This window comes from Microbacterium sp. ARD31 (assembly GCF_031844425.1).
Window position 1 is genome coordinate 82,943 of record NZ_JAUZVE010000025.1, and the last position, 19,132, is coordinate 102,074.

The window sequence follows — 19,132 nt, forward strand, 5'->3', positions numbered from 1 at the left end:
CCATGAGCACGGACTCCAGCCCTGAGCAGACCAACGCGGCGCGGACCAAGGAGCTCAACGACACGATCCGCTACACGATGTGGTCGGTCTTCAGGCTCCGCGACGTCCTCGGGGAGGCCGACCGCGACGCCGAGGCGACCGACGTCGAGGCCCTCTTCGAGGTGCTCGCCGAGGAGGACGTCGTCGTGCGCGGCCTCTACGACGTCAGCGGCCTGCGCGCGGACGCCGACCTGATGGTCTGGTGGCACGCGCCGGACTCCCAGCAGCTCCAGGCGGCCTACAACGCCTTCCGGCGCACCGCCTTCGGCGCCCGGCTCGAGCCGGTCTGGTCGCAGATGGCGCTGCACCGCCCCGCCGAGTTCAACAAGTCGCACATCCCGGCGTTCCTCGCCGACGAGCAGCCGCGCGCCCACGTGTGCGTCTACCCCTTCGTGCGCTCCTACGAGTGGTACCTCCTCGAGGACTCCGAGCGCCGCCGGATGCTCGCCGAGCACGGGCAGCAGGCGCGCGGCTACGCCGACGTCCGCGCCAACACGGTCGCGTCGTTCGCCCTCGGCGACTACGAGTGGATGCTGGCCTTCGAGGCCGACGAGCTGCACCGCATCGTCGACCTGATGCGCGACCTGCGGGCCTCGGACGCTCGCCGCCACGTGCGCGAGGAGGTGCCGTTCTACACCGGCGCCCGCGTCTCGCCCGCGGAGCTGCTCGCGCGACTGCCCTGACGCCGACACGCCCTGCGTGGGACGGGCGCGCAGGTCGTCGCCAGCAATGTAGAGTAAGTTACTCAACATTGTTCTAGCGAGGAGTCATGCCATGACCGCCACCTTCCCCACTCCCTCGTCGACGGCGCCGTCGCGCCCCACCTCCTTCGACGCGCGCGACGCCCTCGCGGCTCGCCTGCTCGAGGACGACCTGCTTGCGCGTGTCGACCTGACCATCCCCGAGCGGACCTGGGTGCGCCTCGGGACTCGGACCGAGGACGGCCCGGGCGCCGAGCTGTGGCTGATCACGTGGCCGGTCGGCAGCAGCACCGGCTGGCACGACCACGGGTCCGCCAGCGGCGCCTTCACCGTGCTGCGGGGCACCCTCACCGAGTACACCTGGGCCGGCGTCGCCACCGCCCGCTCGCTCGCAACGGGCCAGCTGCGGCAGTTCGAGGGCAACCACATCCACGACGTGGTCAACCACGGGAGCGGCACGGCCGTGTCGCTCCACGCCTACGCCCCCTCGCTCGCGGCCATGACCCGCTACGAGTTGGTGCGTGGTCGCCTGCAGGTGACCGGCGTCGAGCAGCGCGGGGAGCTGTGGTGACCGCCGTGACCGGCAGCCGGTACGCCGGCGTCGACGCGATGCTCGACGACGCCCGCTCCCGCCTGGTGCGGGTGGACGCCGAGACCGCCTACCGCGAGACGCTGGCGGGGGCCCTCCTGGTCGACATCCGCCCGGCCGCCCAGCGTGCCGCGGAGGGCGAGGTCCACCCGGCCGTGGGGCCGCTGGTCATCGAGCGCAACGTGCTCGAGTGGCGGCTGGACCCGCGCTCGGACGCGCGCCTGCCCGAGGCGTCGTACGACGCGCGGGTGCTGGTGCTCTGCCAGGAGGGCTACACCTCCAGCCTGGCCGCGGACTCCCTGCGCAGTCTCGGGCTGGACGCCACCGACGTCGTCGGCGGGTTCGCGGCCTGGCGCGCGGCGTTCCTCCCGGTGGCGTGCCGCGTCGCGTGACCGCGGAACCCGTGCCCGGGCGGTAACGTCCCACAGGCATGAGGACACCTCTGCTGACGCTGGCCCTCGCCACTGCGGTCTCGCTCGCCGCCTGCTCGACCGAGGGGGAGATGCGCGCCGTCGACCCCGCCGCGGGCGGCGGGCCCTCGACCGCCACGACCGCGCCGGCCGACGAGGCACCTGCTCCGGTGCCGGACGGCCCCGTCACCACGCACGGGCTGGTGACCGTGCTCGACGACGGCTCCGGTCCCGAGATGTGCTTGGGCGCGGTCGCGGAGTCGTACCCGCCCCAGTGCGGCGGGCCCGCGCTGGACGGCTTCGACTTCGGCGACGTCGGCGCCGAGAGCGCCTCCGGTGTCACGTGGGGCTCCTACGCCCTCGTCGGCACCTTCGACGGCACCACCTTCACCGTCACCGACTCGACCCCCGCCGCGCTGTACGACCCGATGGCCGAGGAGCCGGTCGACGGGCTGGAGGCGGCCTGCTCCGCACCGGGCGGGTCCGGGGGCGGCAAGACCTCGCCGGAGGACATGGACGCCACCCTGGCAGCCGCGTCGGCGCTGCCCGGCTACGCCTCGGTGTGGCTGACCGGTGACACCATCAACGTCGCCGTCACCCAGGACGCCGACGGCGCCGAGGCGACGCTGCGCGAGACCTGGGACGGCGGCCTGTGCGTGACGACGGTCGAGAAGACCGACGCCGACCTCAACGCGATCAACCAGGAGCTGCAGACCGCGCTGGGCGACCAGCTGCTCACCAGTGGCTCCACCACCCCCGACGCGCTCGACGCCCGCGTCGTCTTCGACGACGGGTCGATCCAGGACTGGGCCGACGCGACCTTCGGGGACGGACTGGTCCGGGTCACCTCGGCGCTCGTCCCCGCGTCCTGACGCGCCTACCCCCGGGCCCAGGGCGTGCCGGGCGTCAGATGACGTGGCCGGCCCGCATCCGACCACCGGGGTCGACCTGGGCGCGCAGCGTGCGCAGCCGCTCCCAGTCCGCGTCGGAGTAGCAGTGCCGGGCGCTGTCCGCGCGCTCCGCGAAGGTGGGCAGCTCGCGCCGCGCGGACCACGGCTCGAGGGCGGCGAGCACCCGGGCGGCGTCGGCCTTGACCGCGGCGACCGCCTCCGGGTCGGGTGCGATGCCCACGAGGAACGCGGCGAACCCGGCGTCGACCGCGCCGATGGCGCCACCGCCGTGGGTACGCCGTGCCAGTGCGCCGCCGAGCTGGCGGAGCTCGGCCCCGAGGAGCGACGTGCTCGTCCCCGGCCCGACCTGGGCGAGGAAGGCCTCGATCGCCTCCTCCGGGAGCTCGGCGAGCAGGGTGTGGTCGGCGGCAGCCGGTGCCGCGCCCTCGGGGTCCATGTGGATGCGGGTGACGGCGGTGACCGGCACGCGCCCGAAGGTGTCCATCTCCGGGCCCAGGGCACGCAGCGGCGCGAGGAGCTCCTCCGCGGTCGCGTCGTCGGCCAGGACGGCACCGTCGATCACGACCAGCTGCCGCCCGCTGAGGAACGGCGGCAGCTCGGGCAGCGGCGGGAAGGACAGCACGCGGAACGCGGTGGTGACCTCGTCCGGTGCGTCCTTCGTCCACGACGCCCACGCGCGCAGCACCTCAGGGGCAGCGGCGCGATCCCACAGCAGCATGCCGGCGTAGGCGTCGGCGTACGGCAGCAGGCGGATCTCCAGGGCCGTGACGACGCCGAAGTTGCCCCCGCCGCCGCGCAGCGCCCAGAACAGGTCGGCGTGGTGGTCGGCGTCGGCGCGCAGCAGCTCGCCGTTGGGCGTCACCAGCTCCACGGCCACGACGCCGTCGGCGGCGAAGCCGTGCTTGCGGGCGTACCAGCCGATTCCGCCGCCCAGGCAGTAGCCGGCGACGGCGACGTCGGGGGAGCTGCCGTGCAGCGCGGCCAGGCCGTGCGCGGCGGCCGCCTCGACGACGTCCTGCCACAGGGTGCCGCCCTCGACGCGCGCGGTACGGGAGGCGGGGTCGACGGTGACGCCGGTCAGTCCGGACATCCGGACCACGACGACGTCCGCGAGGTCGTCCGTGGTGAGCAGTGCGGCGCCGTGGCCGGTGCTCATCGGAGCGACCCGCAACCCGGCGTCGAGCGCAGCGTGCATCACGTCGGCCACGTCGGAGGCGTCCCGGGGGACGGCCACGGCGGCCGGGTGGAGGTCGGCGGCGACGTTCCAGGGCGTGCGGGCCGCGTCGTACCCCGGGTCGCCGGGCAGGTGGACGGCGCCCCCGCAGAGGCCGCGCAGGCTGTCGGCGCGGCCGGTGTGGGTGCTCAGGTCGATGCTGTTCATCTGGTCCTTCTTCGATCGGGTGGTGCTGACCCGACGAGCGTGGGGCCGCCGGCCCACCCGGTGCGATCCCAGTCGGCAGGGGACTTCGCGACCCACTGATCTGGACCACTGGACTTCCCAGAGATATGGGAGTGCGCCCGACGGGCCGCGTCCCCGACACTCGTGTGCATGCCTGCCACTGCTGTGCTCGCCGAGCGCGTACGCCGCGACGTCGACGTGCTCTCGCGTGCCGGGCTCGACCTCGAGACCTTCCTCGCCGAGGCCGTCGACTCGGTCGGCCGTGCGGTCCCGTCGGTCGGGGTGTGCCTGGGCACGCACGACCCGGCGACCTTCCTGCTCACCAGCGCCCGCAAGTACGGCGCGCTGGCCGACACCAACACCTACGACCACGAGTTCGGCCTCATCGAGTACGGCACCGTGGAGCCCACCGCGTTCGGCGAGCTGGCCCGCGCCGCGGTCCCGGCGGCGGGGGTGCACGCCGTCACCGGCGGCGACGTCGAGCGGTCCGGCCGGATGAGCCGCTTCATGAAGCCCAACTTCGGCTTCGCCGACGAGCTCCGCCTCGTCTTCCGCGAGGCGGGCGCCGCGTGGGGCGCGATGGCGCTGTTCCGCGGTCCGGACGACGTGCCCTTCGGCACCGCCGAGATCGAGTTCATGGCCTCGCTGACCGAGGTGTTCGCGCGGGGCGTGCGCACCGGCATGCTGTGCCGGCTCTCCGCGACCGAGGTCGTCCCGGTGGCCGGCGGGCCGGCCGTGCTCATCGTGGGCGCCGACGACACCGTGCGCCAGATGAGCCTGGGGGCCGAGGCCCGGCTGGCCGAGCTCGGGTCGGGCGACGTCCACGGCGACCCGGCAGGGATGGTGTCCGCGCTCGTCGGCGCCGCCCGGAGGCTCGCCCGTGGCGAGACCTCGGTGCAGCCGCGCTCGCGGATCCGCACCACCGGTGGCACCTGGCTGGTGCTGCACGCCGCTCCGCTGTCGGGTGCTGGTGGCGACGTGGTCGTGACCGTCGAGGAGGCGCGACCGCCGGAGATCGTGCCGATGGTCGTCGCGGCGTTCGACCTCACGCCGCGCGAGCGCGACGTGACCCAGCTCGTGCTGCAGGGGCTCGACACGAAGGAGATCGCAGCCAGCCTGCACGTGTCGCCGTGGACCGTGCAGGACCACCTCAAGACGGTGTTCCTCAAGGCCGACGTGCGCAGCCGGCGCGAGCTGATCTCCCGGGTCTACTTCGAGCAGTACGTCCCGCGGATGGGCGGCGAGCTCAGCCCGTCGGGCTGGTTCACGCCCGGCGCGCCGGCCGTGCCCGAGCCCCGGGCCGAGCTCACTTCTTCTCGTTGAGCGTGATGCTGATCGAGTTGATGCAGTAGCGGTCGCCGGTGGGGGTGCCGAAGCCGTCGGGGAAGACGTGGCCGAGGTGCGAGCCGCACGTCGCGCACCGGACCTCGACGCGCTTCATGCCGTGGGAGTTGTCCTCGATGTACTCCACCGTGTCGGTCATCGGCTGGTAGAAGCTCGGCCAGCCGCAGCCGGAGTGGAACTTGGTGTCGCTGGTGAACAGCTCCGACCCGCAGGCCTTGCACGAGTAGGTGCCCTCGGTCTCGGTGTCGGTGTACTCGCCGGTGAAGGCGCGCTCCGTGCCGGCCTGCCGGAGCACGGCGTACTCCTCGGGGCTGAGCTGCTCGCGCCACTCCTCGTCGGTCTTCTGCACGTCGTAGGCCATGCCCCCAGTTTACGGAGGCGCTCCAGCGGGCTCGGCCGCTAGGTTGGGGGAATGGCGAAGGCGTCGGAGGCGTACGTCCGGGCGGGGGAGCGCGAGGTCAGGATCTCGTCCCCCGAGCGGGTCATCTACGAGGCGACGGACACGACGCCCGAGGTCACCAAGCTGATGGTCGCGGAGTACTTCGCGAGCGTCGAGGACGGGCTGATGCGCGCGCTGCGCGACCGGCCGACCGCCCTCGAGCGCTGGACCTCCGGCGTGCGCGAGGGCATGAAGCTGGCCACCGGCCCGCAGGACCGCAACGCCGACGCGTTCTACCAGAAGCGCGTGCCGAAGGGTGCTCCCGACTACCTCGAGACCGCGACGATCACCTTCCCGTCCGGTCGCACCGCCGACGAGATCTGCCCGACCGAGATCGCCGTCCCGGTGTGGTGCGCGCACATGGGCACGCTCACCTTCCACCCGTGGCCGGTCCGGCGTGCCGACGTCGACCACCCCGACGAGCTGCGGATCGACCTCGACCCCCAGCCCGGTACGACGTTCGCGGACGCCGTGCGGGTCGCCGGGGTCGCGCGCGAGGTGCTCGACGAGATGGGGCTGGTCCCCTTCGTGAAGACCTCGGGCAACCGCGGGGTGCACATCTACGTGCGGATCCGGCCCGAATGGGACTTCGCGGCGGTCCGGCACGCGGCCATCGCCATCGGCCGTGAGCTGGAGAAGCGCGACGACGGCGTGACCACCGCGTGGTGGAAGGAGGAGCGCGGGGAGCGCATCTTCGTCGACTTCAACCAGAACACGCGCGACCGCACCATCGCGTCGGCGTACTCCCTGCGCCCGATCGCCGGTGCGCCGGTGTCGACCCCGGTGACGTGGGACGAGCTGGCGAGCCTCGACTCGCCCGCGGCCTTCAACCTGTTCACCGTGCCCGAGCGCCTGGCCGCCGACGGCGACCCGTGGGCCGCGATCGACGACGTGCACGGCAGCCTCGAGGTGCCGCTCGCCCTGTGGGAGGAGCACCCGGTGGAGCTCAACTTCCCGCCGGACCATCCCAAGATGCCGGGCGAGCCGCCCCGAGTCCAGCCGTCCAAGAAGGTCGAGTCCCACTGGGACGCCGAGGGGAACCGCATCGCCGACTGAGCTGCATCGGTGGTTGAGGTGCGAGCGGAGCGAGCCTCGAAACCATGGTGGTCGCGGGTTTCGAGGCTCGTCGCTGGCGCTCCTCGCACCTCAACCAGCGACCGTCTCGCGTGACGTTTCATCAAGGTATGTACGTGAATGGGCACTTCCCACAGTCAGTTCACGCCGGGAAGTGCGGTTTCATCGACATCCCTTGGTGAACCGTCACCGGCTGGAGGGCTACTTCTCCCAGGGGGCGGGGATCGGGAAGTAGTCCTCGAGGAACTCGTGGAGCAGCGTGTCGGCGCGCTCCTCGTCGAAGGCGGCGAGCATGTTGTCGGCGATGCAGAAGAAGTCGCGGGTGCGGTGGCTCATCTGCTTGAGCTGGACGGGCAGCTGCTGGTGGCCGAGGTCGACGTAGCCGTGGTGGGCGGTCGCGCGGAAGGCCCGGCCGGTGATGAGCCCGTAGTTCTGGGCGAAGGACGACAGCATCGACACGTCGCTCGCCGAGCGGAACGGCGCGAGCGTGGTGGCCTCGACCTCTGCGGGGAAGCGGGCCGCGATCTCCTCCAGCGTCGTACGCCGCTGCGGGTGCGGGCTGTGCATCATCGTCTGGGTGAGGTTCACGCCGAACGCCTCGGCGAGGATCCGGCGGTTGTTGAGGGCGGCGGTGAGGTAGGGGCGGTCGTCGGTGCCGGGCAGGCCGACCGCGCGGTGGTCGGCGACGAAGGCGGCGTACTGGCCGCCGGGTGAGAAGAAGTGCTCGGGTCGCCGGGGCCGGCCCAGGAAGACGTCGTCGTTGACGTAGACGAAGTGGTCGGCGAGGTCGGGCACGGCGTGGAGGCGGGTCTCGATCGCGTGCGAGCTGAAGGTCGGCAGCGCCGCCTCGGGGAGGATCTCGCGGTGGTCGACGACCCGGACCCGGTCGTGCGAGGTGTCCAGCCAGGACGGCACCTGGCCGGCGGTGACGAGGTGGATCCGGCGCACCCACGGCGCGAACAGGTGCAGGCTGCGCATCGAGTAGCGCAGCTCGTCGCGGCTGCGGTAGCGCTGGGCGCCGCCCGCACGGGCGCTGGGCGTGCCGCCGAGCTGCACGATCCGCTCGTCGCGCGCGGCCAGCCAGGCCTCGTCGTCCCCGTCGACCCAGGTGTAGACGACGTCGACGTCGAAGCGGCAGTCGTCGACCGTCGGCAGCGCCATCGTCTCGAGGGTGGGCACCGACACGCCCTCGACCTCGATCGTGGTCCGCGGGGTGCCGGCCGGGACGCGGTCGCCGAAGCGGTTCAGGCTCGGCGCGAACAGCTCGCCCTCCGGCGACTCCTCCCAGAACTGCACGCCCACCTCGACGCCCTCGCCGAGCACGCCGTCGTGGCCGCCGCGCATCGGCCACGGCTCGAGGAACAGCGTCGCGGTGCGGTTGCGGGCGAGCTCGGACGTCATCGCCGCGACGGTCCCGCGCCGCTCGGGCCAGCCACGCTCGGCCGGCTCGCGCACCGACAGCCAGTCCGGCACGCGGCCGGCGTCGAGCGCCGCGAGGAAGTCCGCCCGCCGCGAGGACGGGACGACGACGAACGGGTGCGGGTCGAGGCCGCGCGCGGGCACCACGAACCAGCCGTCCCCGGTCGCCGCGGCAGCGGAGGTGAGCGCCTGCAGGGCCGTCGTACGTGCCTGGGCGGGGGTGACGCCGCGGGCGCCGGTGGTCTCGGGCAGGTCGCCGATCGGTCCGGGCCGCAGGCCGTGCAGGACGCGCCGCGGCGCGAGCGGGTCGGCCCGCCGGGCCATGGCGCCGCGGAAGACGTCGACCCACTGCCGGGCCAGCGTCGCGCCGTCCCAGCGCGCCGACCGCTCCAGTGCAGCGGCGCCGAGACGGGTGCGGAGGTCGTCGTCGGTGGCGACGCGCAGCATCGCGGCGGCCAGCGCCGCCTTGGACGCCGGCGGCACGAGCAGGCCGTCGACGTCGTGGGTGATGATCTCGCGCGGCCCGGAGGGGCAGTCGTACGACACCGGCGGGACGCCGGCCGACATCGCCTCCTGCAGCACGAGCGGGTAGCCCTCGGCCCGCGAGGCGAGCACGGCGACGCTGGCGCGGGACCACTCGGCGGTCATGTCGTCGGTGGTGCCGGGCAGCTCGACGCGGCCCTCGAGACCGAGCTTGCGGACCTGCGCGGCGAGGTTGTCGGCACGGGGCCCGTCGCCCCAGATCCGCAGCGTCCAGCCCGGGATGTCCTCGTGGATGCGCCAGAACGCGTCGACGAGGTGCTCGAACTGCTTCTCCGGCGCAAGTCGCCCGGCGGTGACGAAGGTCCGCTGGTCGAGCGCGGACCGCGGCTGCGGCTCGGCCGGCAGCGGGTTGGGGATGACGAGCAGCTCGGGTGCGGCGCCGCCGAGCCGGCCGGCCAGCCAGCGCGACATCGACTCGGTCAGCGAGACCACGACGTCGGCGCGCGGGGCGAACTCGAGCAGGGCGCCGAGGTCGTTGACCCGGCTGGACGAGGCGCGGTGCTCCTGGTGCACCAGCGCGACGTCGGCGGGCGCGAGCTGGGCGACCACCGCGAGCAGCTCGGGCGTCGTGGTCACCAGCACGTCGGCGTCCAGCGCGGGAAGCGCCTGGCGCAGCGTGGCGTCGGTCAGCGCGTTGAAGGTCGCGTCCCAGGAGCGGGGCACGATCACCGACTCGCGCTCGGCCAGCTCGGCCGGGTGGCGGCCGTCGACCGCGCTCGCGCGCCCTCCTCGTACGTCGACGAGGTAGGTGACCTCGACCCCCTCGGCCAGCGGGTAGTGGGTCGACGCGCCGCTGCGGGTGACGCTGAGGATGCGCACCCGGTGACCCTCGCCGAGGCCGGCCAGGGCGTTGGCCTGCGCGATGCCGGAGCGGGCGGTGCCGCCCATGCCGTCGGCGTTGAACAGCACGTAGACGACGTCGAGCGGGCCGTCGCGGCGCACGCGGCGTACTGCCGTTCGCACCTTCGCGCCCAGGCGGTCGGAGAGTGCCACGTGTCCGGTGTCCTGTCCTCGTCGGGTGCGGTCGCCATGATCCTAGGAGGTGGGCCGGCGGCCGATAGGGTGACCCGCATGCCGACGTCCCCCACCCCGCTGGTCCTCGTCTCCGGGTCCGGCCGCAGTGGCACCAGCTCGCTGGCGGGCACGCTCAAGCGGCTCGGCCTGCACGTGCCCCAGCCCGAGGTCGAGGCGTCCGAGACCAACCCGCGCGGCTTCTACGAGCCCCAGTGGGTGATCGACTTCCACAAGCGCCACCTCCGCGAGCTCGCGCTGTTCAACATCGACAGCCGCCCCGCCGCGGTGGGCCTGGTCGCCGACTACCTCGCGTCGGGCGAGCCCACCGCCGAGCTGCGCGACTGGCTCGCGGGCCAGCTCGCGGCCGACCAGGTCGTCGTGAAGGACCCGCACGCCTTCTGGTTCGCCCGGGCGTGGGAGGACGCGAGCCGCGACGTCGGCGCCGACCTGCGCTGGCTGACCGCGCTGCGGCACCCGGCCGAGGTGGTCGGCTCGCGCGACATCGCCTACCTCTCCAGCCAGTCCGACGAGCTCCGGCTGACCAAGGAGACCTCCAACGTCGCCGGCTGGGTCCACGCCGCGCTCCTCACCGAGCAGGCGGGTCGCGGCCACAAGCGCGCGTTCGTGAAGTACGTCGACCTGCTCGCCGACTGGCGCGCCGCGCTGACGCCGGTCCAGCAGCAGCTCGAGCTCCACCTCGACACCGACCTCTCGTCCACCGAGCACCACGCGGTCGACGACTTCATCGAGCCCTCGATGCGCAAGTCCCAGCTCACGTGGGACGACGTCCGCACCCCGGTCTGGTTGCGCGACATGGCCGAGGAGGTCTGGCAGCTCCTCGGCGTGCTGACCACCTCGCCCGCCGACGAGGGGACACAGGCGCGCCTCGACGTCATCCACGCCGAGTACGACGCCCGCTACGCCGACGCCGTGGCGCTCACCTTCGACCACACCAAGGCCGAGTCGACCCTCGCCGCCCGCGAGGCGCGCGACACCCAGCGCGCGACGGTCCAGCAGCTGCGCCGCGAGCTCGACCAGGCGCGCCGGGCCGGCCGGCCGCAGACCGTCGGGGGGCGCGAGGCGGCCTCCATCCTCGGGCGCGCCGTCGTACGCCGGGTGCGCCGCCCGCGCGGCTGAACGTCGACTGCGCCGTTTTCGTGATCCCCGGCTGACCGGGGATCGCTGAACTTGTCGGCCCGTGCACGGCCTGACAAGTTCAGCGAGAGCCTGACAACCCCAGGGACCGTCTAGAGGCCGGTGACGCCCTCGCCGGACCCGGAGGCCTGCTCGTCGAAGTTCTCGTGCTCGATCAGGTGGAGCACGGGCACGCCGAGCTTGCGGCGCGCGCGCGAGGTCCAGTCGACGTGGAAGAACTCCGCGACGACGTGGGGACGGGTGAGGATGATCGCCTCGCGCGCGTCGACGGCGGCGACCATCGCGGCCAGCGCGTCGACCGGCGGCTCGGAGGTGACCTTGCCGTGGCAGGTGCCGCCGGCGTTCTTGAGCGCGACGAGCGTCTGCTCGAGCTCCGCGGAGGAGTTCTCCGCGCACTCCCGGCGCAGCGCCTCGATGTCGACGTCGTTCATCGCCAGCGCGGGGGCGGCCATGAGGTCGCCGGCGCCGAGGGTGCCGAGGGAGGCCTCGATGCGAGCCGCGGCATCCTCGAGGGGGAGCAGCACGTGGTAGACGACCGGGTCCTCGATCTCGTCGTGGAGCGAGCGCACCTGCTTGGCGTCGGCCGAGGAGAGCGCCTGCTCGACGAGCAGCACCACGTCGTAGGTGCCCTGCCCGTCGTGGATGGTCCCGTCGTGGCTGGTCCCCGTGTGGCTGGTCCCCGTGTGGCTGGTCCCCGTGTGGGTGGTGCCGTCGTCGCTCATGACTCGCCTCCGGTGTCGGTGCTCAGGATTCTAGTGAGGTCGTAGCCTGCGGGCTCGTCCAGCTGGGCGTACCCGCAGCTCTCGGGATCGCGGTCGGTGCGCCACCGCCTGAAGTGCGCGGTGTGCCGGAACCGTCGACCTTCCATGTGGTCGTACTTCACCTCCAGCACCCGTTCGGGTCGCAGCGCGGTGAAGCCGAGGTCCTTGCCCTGGCTCCACCGGCTCTGGGTGCCGGGGACGCGGTCGGGGTTGGCGGTGAGGAACTCGTTCCACCGGCCCCAGGGGTGGTCGGCGATGTCGCAGACCAGCGGCTGCAGCTCGTGCCAGAGCTCCGCGCGTCGCTTCGCCGTGAAGCTGGCCGAGACGCCGATGTGCTGGAGCTCGCCGTCGTCGTCGTACAGGCCGAGCAGGAGGGAGCCGACCAGCGGCTCCTCCGGCGTCGACGTCTTGTGCTCGCGGTAGCCGGCGAGGACGACGTCGGCGGTGCGCTCGTGCTTGATCTTGAGCATGGTGCGCTTGTTGGGCTCGTACGCCGCCCCCAGCGGCTTGGCGACGACGCCGTCGAGGCCGGCGCCCTCGAACTCCTCGAACCACCGCTCGGCCTCGGCCGGGTCCTCGGTGGTGCGGGTCAGGAAGCACGGCCCGGAGCCGTCGAGCCCGGCCAGCGCCTCGACCAGGGCAGCGCGGCGCTCGGAGAACGGCCGGTCCATGAAGGACTCGTCGCCGAGGGCGAGGAGGTCGAAGGCGACGAACCCGGCCGGCGTCTCGACCGCGAGCTTGTCCACACGGCTCGCCGCCGGGTGGATCCGCTCCTGCAGCGTCTCGAACTCGAGCCGCCAGCCCTCGGGCCCCTGGAGCCCGACGAAGATCTCGCCGTCGAGCACGACGCGGTCGGGCAGCTGGCGGCGGCAGGCGTCGACGACCTCCGGGAAGTAGCGGGTCAGCGGCTTGGTGTTGCGGCTCGCGAGCTCGACCTCGTCGCCGTCCTTGAAGACCAGGCAGCGGAAGCCGTCCCACTTGGGCTCGAAGCTCAGCCCCCCGTGCCTGGTCGGGACCGGCACGCCGCTCACGCTCTTGGCCAGCATGGGCTGGACGGGCGGCATCACGGGAAGGTCCACAGGTCGAGCCTAGTGCGGAATCCGTCGTCGGGCGGTCAGTCCTCGCCGCGCAGGGAGAACGAGCGCAGCCGGTCGCCGGCGAACCAGACGCCGCCCACCGTCACCACGATGCTGGCCAGGATCGCCCACGTCAGGTTGGCGGGGTCGGGCAGCTTGCTGGAGACCTCGTGGCCCACCCGGAGGCCCCACTGCCCGATGCTCAGCCATGCGACGCCGGTGAACAGGTTGCCCAGCAGGCTCTCCCAGATCAGCACGAACATCAGCGAGGCGATGACGGCGTGGCGGGTCACCGACGAGATGGCCAGGAACAGCGCGGAGTACGCCGTCCCCGCGACCATGGCGCCGACGAACATCGCCACCGCCCGGGTGGTGTCGCCGGTGATCAGCGAGGCGATGAGGATCGCCACCGAGCCGGACACCAGCGTCGCCGCGAGCGCCACCAGCCACTTGCTGATCGCCACGCCGTAGCGGCTGACGGGCTTGGAGAGGAGGTAGACGATCGAGCCGTCGTCCACCTCGGGGCCGAGCACCGACGACGCCGCGAGGATCGCGACGAGCGGCAGCACGAGCGGGTAGCCCAGACCGGGCACGATGTCGAAGGCCGCGTCGCCGTCGGTGAGCGCGGTGATCAGGGCGACCAGCGCGATCAGCAGGACGGGGAAGGCCAGGAGCAGGAAGAAGCGGCGTCGGCCCAGGAGCGCCTGCAGGGCGAGCCGGGCGATGGTTGCGTTGATCATCGGGCCACCAGGTAGGCGAAGACGCTCTCCAGCGACTCGTCGCTGGGGGAGAGCTCGAACAGGGTCACGTCGTGCTGCCTCGCCCAGCCGGGGAGGCCGACGGCGAAGCTGCCCAGGTCGTCGACCTGGACGTCGAGCTGGTCGGTGCGCAGGCTCACCGCGCGGACCGCCGGCTGGGCGATGAGCACCGCGGCCAGCGTGCGGTTGTCGCTGGACTGCACGGCGTACTGCACCGGGCGGTCGGTCATCAGCCGGCGGATGGCGCCGAAGTCGCCGGACGCCGCGTGGCGGCCGGAGACGACCACCTCGATGTGGCGCGCCAGCCGCTCGACCTCCTCGAGGATGTGCGAGCTGAAGAGCACCGTGCGGCCCTCGTCGCCGAGGCGGCGCAGCAGGTCCATCAGGTGCATCCGCTGGCGCGGGTCGACCCCGTTGAAGGGCTCGTCGAGCAGCAGCACCGCCGGGTCGTGCACCAGCGCTGCGGCGATCTTGATGCGCTGGCGCATGCCCTTGGAGTAGGTGTCGAGCCGGCGCCCGGCCGGCTCGACCATGTCGACCTCCTCGAGGATCCGCTCGGTGGCGGCGGCTGCGTCGGGGAGGCGGTGGAGGTCGGCGTTCGCGCGGACGAACTGCCGCCCGGTGAGGTAGCCGAAGCTGAGCTCGCGCTCGGGGACCAGGCCGATCTGCCGGTAGATGTCGGTGTTGCGCCACACCGGCTGGCCGTCGAGGGTGACGTGGCCGGCTGATGGCGCGAGGAAGCCCGACATCATCGCCATCAGCGTGGTCTTGCCGGCGCCGTTCGGGCCGAGGAGGCCGGTGACGCCGGGGCCGATCGACAGCGACACGTCGTTGACGGCGACCACGTTGCCGAACCAGCGCGAGGCCGAGTCGAGGACCAGGGTGCTCATCGCGAACCCACCTTCCGGAAGCGGGCCACCAGCCCGAGCACGCACAGCGCGGTCAGCACCACCGCGACGAGGACGTACGCCAGTGCCCAGGCGCTGCCCGGCGGCGTGAACGTGACGACCCCGGCCCGCCAGGTGTCGGCGAGGCCGCTGTAGATCGACCACGGCGAGAGCAGGCCGGTCGCCACGCCGATGGTGTCGGCGTCCTGGGCGCTGGCGATGGCCTGGACGGAGGTGACCACGCCCGAGACCACGATCAGCGCGACCACCGAGCCCACGACGGCGAAGCCGCGGCGCAGGGAGACCGAGGAGATCAGGCCGGTGAGGCCGGCGACGAGCGCTGCCAGCAGGATCTGGAGCGCCACCGCCTTCAGCAGGTCCTCGACCTGGTCGCTCTTGTCGAGGCCGGCGAGCAGGGCGCCGGCGAACAGCAGGAACGTCGGGACCCACATGAAGAACAGGAGCGACGTGGTCAGCGACAGCCACCTGGTCAGCGCGAACACCGAGGAGGCGAGCGGCCGGGCGAGGTAGAGCACGATCGAGCGGTGCCGGAGGTCGCGGGAGAACAGGACGGGTGCCTGGGCTGCCGCGAAGAGGCTCACGACGAGCTGGACCTGGTTGGTGTAGTCGGCGTAGCTGACGGGCAGCTCGCCGAGGCCGGTCAGCACCACCACGCCCACCACGATGGCGGCCGGGAGCGTGGCCATCGCCAGCAGGATGAACGGCAGGATCTTCGACTTGCCCGAGCGACCCAGGCCGTACGTGTGGCGCAGCCCGGTGACGTACAGGGTGCGGGCGATGGTGCCGGTGCCGTCGCGCACCCCCTCGTAGCGACGGTAGCCGAGGTCGTGGATGACTCCGGAGCGGTCAGACATGGGCACCTCCCTCGAGGAAGACGTCCTCCAGGTGGCCGCGGTCGGGCTCGAGGCGCATCAGCCCCAGGCCCAGCTCGGCGGCGACGTCACGGATCAGGTCCTGCACGACGCCCGCCTCGGCCAGCTGGGGCGGTGGCGGGTCGATGGCCACCATCGACCCGCGCGGACGGCAGGAGAGGCCCCGCTGGGCGAGCGCCTCGCCGAGGCGGTCGCGCTCGGTCTCGGTGCCGACGACCTCCACCAGCAGGCTGCCGGTGCGCGCCAAGAAGTCGGTGGTGGCGCTGGAGCGCAGCAGGTGGCCACCGTCGAGGACGATGACGTGGTCGCTGACCTGCTCGAGCTCGCCGAGGAGGTGGGAGGTGACGAGCACGGCGATGCCGAAGTCGCTGCCGATGCGCGCGACGAGGCGGAGCATGTCGGTGCGGGCGGCCGGGTCGAGTCCGTTGGTGGGCTCGTCGAGGAAGACCAGCTGCGGGTCGTGGACGAGGGCCTGGGCGAGCTTGGCACGCTGCTTCATGCCCGTGGAGTAGCCGCCCATCGGCCGGTAGCGCTCCTCGTCGAGCCCGACGTGCCGCAGCACGTCGGCCGCCCGCTCGCGCGCCGGCGAGGCGCCGAGCCCCGACATCCGCGCCATGTGGACCACGAAGTCGCTGGCGCTGACGTCAGGCGGCAGGCAGTCGTGCTCGGGCATGTAGCCCACCAGCCTCCGGATCTCCTGGCTGGCGTGCTCGATGTCGTGGCCGAGCACGCTGGCGGTGCCACCGGTCGGCTCGAGGAGCCCGAGCAGGATCTTGATGAGCGTCGACTTGCCCGCGCCGTTGGCGCCGACCAGGCCGGTCACCCCCGGGCCGACGTCGACCGTGAGGTCGGTCAGCGCGTGCACGGTGCCGTAGTGCTTGGTGAGGCCCGCGGTCGAGATGACCGACTGGTTCGTGGGCAGCAGCCCGGTGAGTTCCCCCGTCACGCCCGCCACGCTAGCGGCCCGGGGCGCCGGGTCGCATCAGGGATCGCCCGTACCGGTGTGGAGGTGTCGTGAAGATCCCGGTCCTTCTCCCGGCCTCGGACGTGTTGCGATGCGGTCGCCCGGACGGCCGCATCGCAGCACGTTCCACGTCCCTCAGCCTTCCGGGGCGGATCCGTCATCCGAACCCCGACCCATGGGTCTGGCTTCGTATGACGGATCCTCGGACCCCTAGGCTTGGGCGCACATTCCCCGGTTGGTCTGCCGGCAGGGCCCGCCTGACTTTGAATCAGGACTAGCGACGTAGGTTCGACTCCTACCCGGGGAGCTACATTTCGAACACCAGCCGCGCGGGCACCTCCCCGGCGAGGACCTCCTCGAAGCACGCGTTGACGTCCTCGAGGCGCCGGCCCTCGGTCACGACGCGGGTCAGGCCGCGCGCGTGCAGGTCGAAGCACTCGGCGAGGTCGTTGCGGGTGCCGACGAGCGAGCCGATCACCGAGATGCCCTTGAGCACGGTCTCGAAGACGGGGAGCTCCAGCCGGTTGTCCGCCGGCAGCCCCACGAGGACGAGGCGGCCGTTGGGGTTGAGGGCGGCGTGCGCAGCACGCATCGCAGCCGGCGACGGCACCGTCACGAGGGCGACGTCGACGCCGCCGATCGCCTCGAGCTCGGCCTGCTGGTCGCCGCGGGCGTCGACGACGTGGTCGGCGCCGAGGTCCTTGGCCAGCTGCAGCTTCTCGTCGTGCACGTCGACCGCCACGGTGCGCGAGCCGAAGACCCGCGCGTACTGCAGGCCGAGGTGACCGAGGCCACCGATGCCGACCACCATCGCGGTCTCACCGGGCTGCGGGTGGGCCACCTTGAGCCCCTTGTACGTCGTCACGCCCGCGCAGGTCAGCGGCGAGGCGTCGCGCGGGGTCACCGCGTCGGGCACCGGCACGACGTGGCTGGCCCAGGCGACGGCGTACTCCGCGTAGCCGCCGTCCATCGTGTAGCCCATGTAGGAGGGGCTGGTGCAGTAGGTCTCCCAGCCGGCGACGCAGTAGCGGCAGTGTCCGCAGGCGTGGCCGAGCCACGGTAGTGCGACGCGCTGCCCGACGGCGACGGGCAGGTCGCCCTCGCCGACGGCCTCGATCGTCCCGACGCCCTCGTGGCCGGGGATGAGGAGGTCCTTGGGCTTGACGGGCCACTCGCCGCGGGCGGCGTGGATGTCGGTGTGGCACAGCCCGCAGGTCTCGATCCTCACCAGCACCTGACCGGGGCCGGGCTCGGGGACGGGGACGTCGCGGACCTCCAGCGGTGCGCCGAGGGTGGGGACTACTGCTGCCTTCATGGTTCTCTCCTTGCAACGGTGCGGACGGGTACGGCGATGAGCAGGGCGCCGGCGAGCACGGTCAGGCCGGCGAGGACGAGCAGGACGGCGACCACCGCGTCCAGGACGGGGAGCTCGGCGCCGGTGGCGACGTCGGCGGCCACGCCCGGGGAGGCGTCGGCGCGCATCAGCACGAAGGTCCAGCTGCCCTCCTCCGGCTCCCAGTCGAGTGTCGCGTCGGGTCCGGTGGCGCGGGCGACCCAGAAGGTCTGCTCGTCAGGGGCGGAGGCCGGAGCGCCTCCCGTCGTCCCCTCGAGCACGGCCTCGCCGTGACGGACCTCGCGGAAGGTGTCGCGGCCGACGCCGTCGAGCCAGGCGGCCACGTCCGCGGACCGTGCGACGCCGAGGAACAGGGCGTCGCCGGAGCCGGACTCCGCAGTGACGCGCACGTCCCCGAGGACCCGGTCGGGCACCCAGTCCGGGGCGCCCTCGGTGGTGATCCGCGCGTCCTCGGAGGTGATGGCCCAGGCGTCGCTGTCCATGCCGATCGCGGGGCTCATCACGAAGCCGTCGTCCCGGTCGGTCGCGCCGACGAGCGCGAGCGTCCCGCCCGCGCCGGCGAAGCCGAGGCCGGCGAGCACCAGCACCGCGCCGGCCACCACGGAGACGATGCGCCCGGCGGTCCAGCCCTCCGGGCGGCTGTGCGGCCCGGTGGCGGGTGCGGGCGGCGGGTCCGCGGGCACCCGGGTCGGCGTGTGCGTCTCGTGGCCGCCCATGTCGAGGCGGAACGGCGGGTACTCGTCCGTCATCAGCGCGACGTAGCCGGCGACGCGCAGCACCCACCGGTTGAGGCCGAGGACCAGGTCGAAGACCTGCTGCGGGTAGCGGCCGGTGAACAGCAGCACGACCGCGGCGACGAGCACCAGGACGCCGATCAGGCTGATGGTGATCCAGCCCTCGTCGTCGGCCCCGCTGACGCCGTACGCCACCCCGCCGGCGAGGAGCGCGACCACCAGGTAGTGGGGGATGGCCAGCAGCCACCACTTCACCAGCACGAGACCGCGCGAGAGGTGCTCGGGGTAGTCCACGTCGAGGTGGGCGGGGTAGTCGGGGACGTCGGCGAGGGTGAAGGGCGGGTAGCGGTCGGTGCCGAGGACGGCGTAGGAGTAGTAGGAGACGCGCCAGCTCCAGCGCATCACGCCGACGTTGAAGTCGAAGATCGCGCGGGGGTAGCGGCCGGTGAACAGGATGGCGAGGAAGGCCACGACGCTCAGCACGGCGAAGGCGGCCCAGAGGAACGCCAGGACGAGGTAGTGCGGGATGGCGAGCAGCCACTTGACGAGCCAGAGGCCCCGGCTCAGGCCGGGGTCGAGGTCGGCGTCGACGTGCACCGGGTAGTCCGGGTGCGCAACGGGGGCAGGAGGTGCAGGGGGAGGTGCTGAGGTGGTCATCGGTGGGGCCC

18 protein-coding genes and 1 tRNA gene are annotated in these 19,132 nt (G+C 72.8%); 8 read left to right on the forward strand and 11 right to left on the reverse strand.

Annotated elements, in window-relative coordinates:
- Nucleotides 1–2: 2 nt before the first annotated feature.
- The 4 genes from hemQ to Q9S36_RS34890 all read left to right on the forward strand — a co-directional run bounded on the left by hemQ (nucleotide 3) and on the right by Q9S36_RS34890 (nucleotide 2,611).
- Nucleotides 3–722, forward strand: a complete 720-nt coding sequence (gene hemQ / locus Q9S36_RS34875; protein ID WP_311289385.1) for a hydrogen peroxide-dependent heme synthase — start codon at nucleotides 3–5, stop codon at nucleotides 720–722.
- A gap of 91 nt (nucleotides 723–813) precedes the next feature.
- On the forward strand, nucleotides 814–1,311 hold the full coding sequence (locus Q9S36_RS34880; protein WP_311289386.1) for a cysteine dioxygenase family protein: 498 nt from the start codon (nucleotides 814–816) through the stop codon (nucleotides 1,309–1,311).
- Nucleotides 1,308–1,721, forward strand: a complete 414-nt coding sequence (locus tag Q9S36_RS34885) for a rhodanese-like domain-containing protein (protein WP_396653902.1) — start codon at nucleotides 1,308–1,310, stop codon at nucleotides 1,719–1,721. Before Q9S36_RS34880 ends, Q9S36_RS34885 begins: the two co-directional genes overlap by 4 nt.
- A gap of 38 nt (nucleotides 1,722–1,759) precedes the next feature.
- Nucleotides 1,760–2,611, forward strand: a complete 852-nt coding sequence (locus Q9S36_RS34890) for a hypothetical protein (RefSeq protein WP_311289388.1) — start codon at nucleotides 1,760–1,762, stop codon at nucleotides 2,609–2,611.
- Nucleotides 2,612–2,645: 34 nt separating this feature from the next.
- Here the strand turns inward: Q9S36_RS34890 and Q9S36_RS34895 are convergent, their stop codons facing one another.
- Nucleotides 2,646–4,031 (reverse strand): FAD-binding oxidoreductase, encoded by a 1,386-nt coding sequence (locus tag Q9S36_RS34895; RefSeq protein ID WP_311289389.1) that lies wholly within the window; start codon nucleotides 4,029–4,031, stop codon nucleotides 2,646–2,648.
- A 168-nt stretch (nucleotides 4,032–4,199) separates the two neighbouring features.
- On the opposite strand from Q9S36_RS34895, the gene Q9S36_RS34900 reads away from it, so the two are divergent.
- Nucleotides 4,200–5,372 carry a LuxR C-terminal-related transcriptional regulator gene (locus Q9S36_RS34900; protein ID WP_311289390.1) on the forward strand — a complete coding sequence of 391 codons (1,173 nt, stop codon included), beginning with the start codon at nucleotides 4,200–4,202 and terminating at the stop codon, nucleotides 5,370–5,372.
- On the opposite strand, the gene msrB is transcribed toward Q9S36_RS34900, so the two are convergent.
- The gene (msrB, locus tag Q9S36_RS34905) at nucleotides 5,356–5,754 is read right to left on the reverse strand and encodes a peptide-methionine (R)-S-oxide reductase MsrB (protein ID WP_311289391.1); all 399 of its coding nucleotides are present in this window, start codon (nucleotides 5,752–5,754) and stop codon (nucleotides 5,356–5,358) included. The two genes, Q9S36_RS34900 and msrB, sit on opposite strands and share 17 nt — an antisense overlap.
- Nucleotides 5,755–5,805: 51 nt before the next feature.
- On the opposite strand from msrB, the gene Q9S36_RS34910 reads away from it, so the two are divergent.
- Complete coding sequence (locus tag Q9S36_RS34910) at nucleotides 5,806–6,888, forward strand: DNA polymerase domain-containing protein (RefSeq protein ID WP_311289392.1); 1,083 nt, start codon at nucleotides 5,806–5,808, stop codon at nucleotides 6,886–6,888.
- A gap of 219 nt (nucleotides 6,889–7,107) precedes the next feature.
- Here the strand turns inward: Q9S36_RS34910 and Q9S36_RS34915 are convergent, their stop codons facing one another.
- Nucleotides 7,108–9,861, reverse strand: a complete 2,754-nt coding sequence (locus tag Q9S36_RS34915) for a stealth conserved region 3 domain-containing protein (protein ID WP_311289393.1) — start codon at nucleotides 9,859–9,861, stop codon at nucleotides 7,108–7,110.
- 78 nt (nucleotides 9,862–9,939) lie between these two features.
- Here Q9S36_RS34915 and Q9S36_RS34920 point away from each other — a divergent pair, with 78 nt between their 5' ends.
- Nucleotides 9,940–11,019, forward strand: coding sequence for a hypothetical protein (locus Q9S36_RS34920; protein ID WP_311289394.1), 1,080 nt, complete (start codon nucleotides 9,940–9,942; stop codon nucleotides 11,017–11,019).
- Between the two features lie 110 nt (nucleotides 11,020–11,129).
- On the opposite strand, the gene Q9S36_RS34925 is transcribed toward Q9S36_RS34920, so the two are convergent.
- The 6 genes from Q9S36_RS34925 to Q9S36_RS34950 are packed head-to-tail and all read right to left on the reverse strand — an operon-like array spanning nucleotide 11,130 to nucleotide 16,358.
- Entirely contained in the window at nucleotides 11,130–11,759 is a 630-nt protein-coding gene (locus Q9S36_RS34925) for a hypothetical protein (protein WP_311289395.1), read from the reverse strand.
- Nucleotides 11,756–12,877, reverse strand: coding sequence for an ATP-dependent DNA ligase (locus Q9S36_RS34930; protein WP_311289396.1), 1,122 nt, complete (start codon nucleotides 12,875–12,877; stop codon nucleotides 11,756–11,758). The genes Q9S36_RS34925 and Q9S36_RS34930 overlap by 4 nt, the downstream gene beginning before the upstream one ends.
- Nucleotides 12,878–12,912: 35 nt before the next feature.
- Nucleotides 12,913–13,614 (reverse strand): ABC transporter permease subunit, encoded by a 702-nt coding sequence (locus tag Q9S36_RS34935; RefSeq protein WP_311289397.1) that lies wholly within the window; start codon nucleotides 13,612–13,614, stop codon nucleotides 12,913–12,915.
- Nucleotides 13,611–14,522 carry an ABC transporter ATP-binding protein gene (locus Q9S36_RS34940; RefSeq protein WP_311289398.1) on the reverse strand — a complete coding sequence of 304 codons (912 nt, stop codon included), beginning with the start codon at nucleotides 14,520–14,522 and terminating at the stop codon, nucleotides 13,611–13,613. Before Q9S36_RS34940 ends, Q9S36_RS34935 begins: the two co-directional genes overlap by 4 nt.
- Nucleotides 14,519–15,394, reverse strand: coding sequence for a hypothetical protein (locus tag Q9S36_RS34945; RefSeq protein ID WP_311289399.1), 876 nt, complete (start codon nucleotides 15,392–15,394; stop codon nucleotides 14,519–14,521). Before Q9S36_RS34945 ends, Q9S36_RS34940 begins: the two co-directional genes overlap by 4 nt.
- A complete protein-coding gene (locus Q9S36_RS34950) occupies nucleotides 15,387–16,358 on the reverse strand; it encodes an ABC transporter ATP-binding protein (RefSeq protein WP_311289400.1) in 972 nt (323 codons plus the stop codon). Before Q9S36_RS34950 ends, Q9S36_RS34945 begins: the two co-directional genes overlap by 8 nt.
- Before the next feature lie 246 nt (nucleotides 16,359–16,604).
- On the opposite strand from Q9S36_RS34950, the gene Q9S36_RS34955 reads away from it, so the two are divergent.
- Nucleotides 16,605–16,683 (forward strand) — tRNA-Gln (locus Q9S36_RS34955).
- Here Q9S36_RS34955 and Q9S36_RS34960 read toward each other — a convergent pair.
- On the reverse strand, nucleotides 16,684–17,691 hold the full coding sequence (locus tag Q9S36_RS34960) for a zinc-dependent alcohol dehydrogenase (RefSeq protein ID WP_311289401.1): 1,008 nt from the start codon (nucleotides 17,689–17,691) through the stop codon (nucleotides 16,684–16,686).
- Nucleotides 17,688–19,121 (reverse strand): DUF4389 domain-containing protein, encoded by a 1,434-nt coding sequence (locus Q9S36_RS51690; RefSeq protein WP_396653903.1) that lies wholly within the window; start codon nucleotides 19,119–19,121, stop codon nucleotides 17,688–17,690. The genes Q9S36_RS34960 and Q9S36_RS51690 overlap by 4 nt, the downstream gene beginning before the upstream one ends.
- Nucleotides 19,122–19,132: the final 11 nt, after the last annotated feature.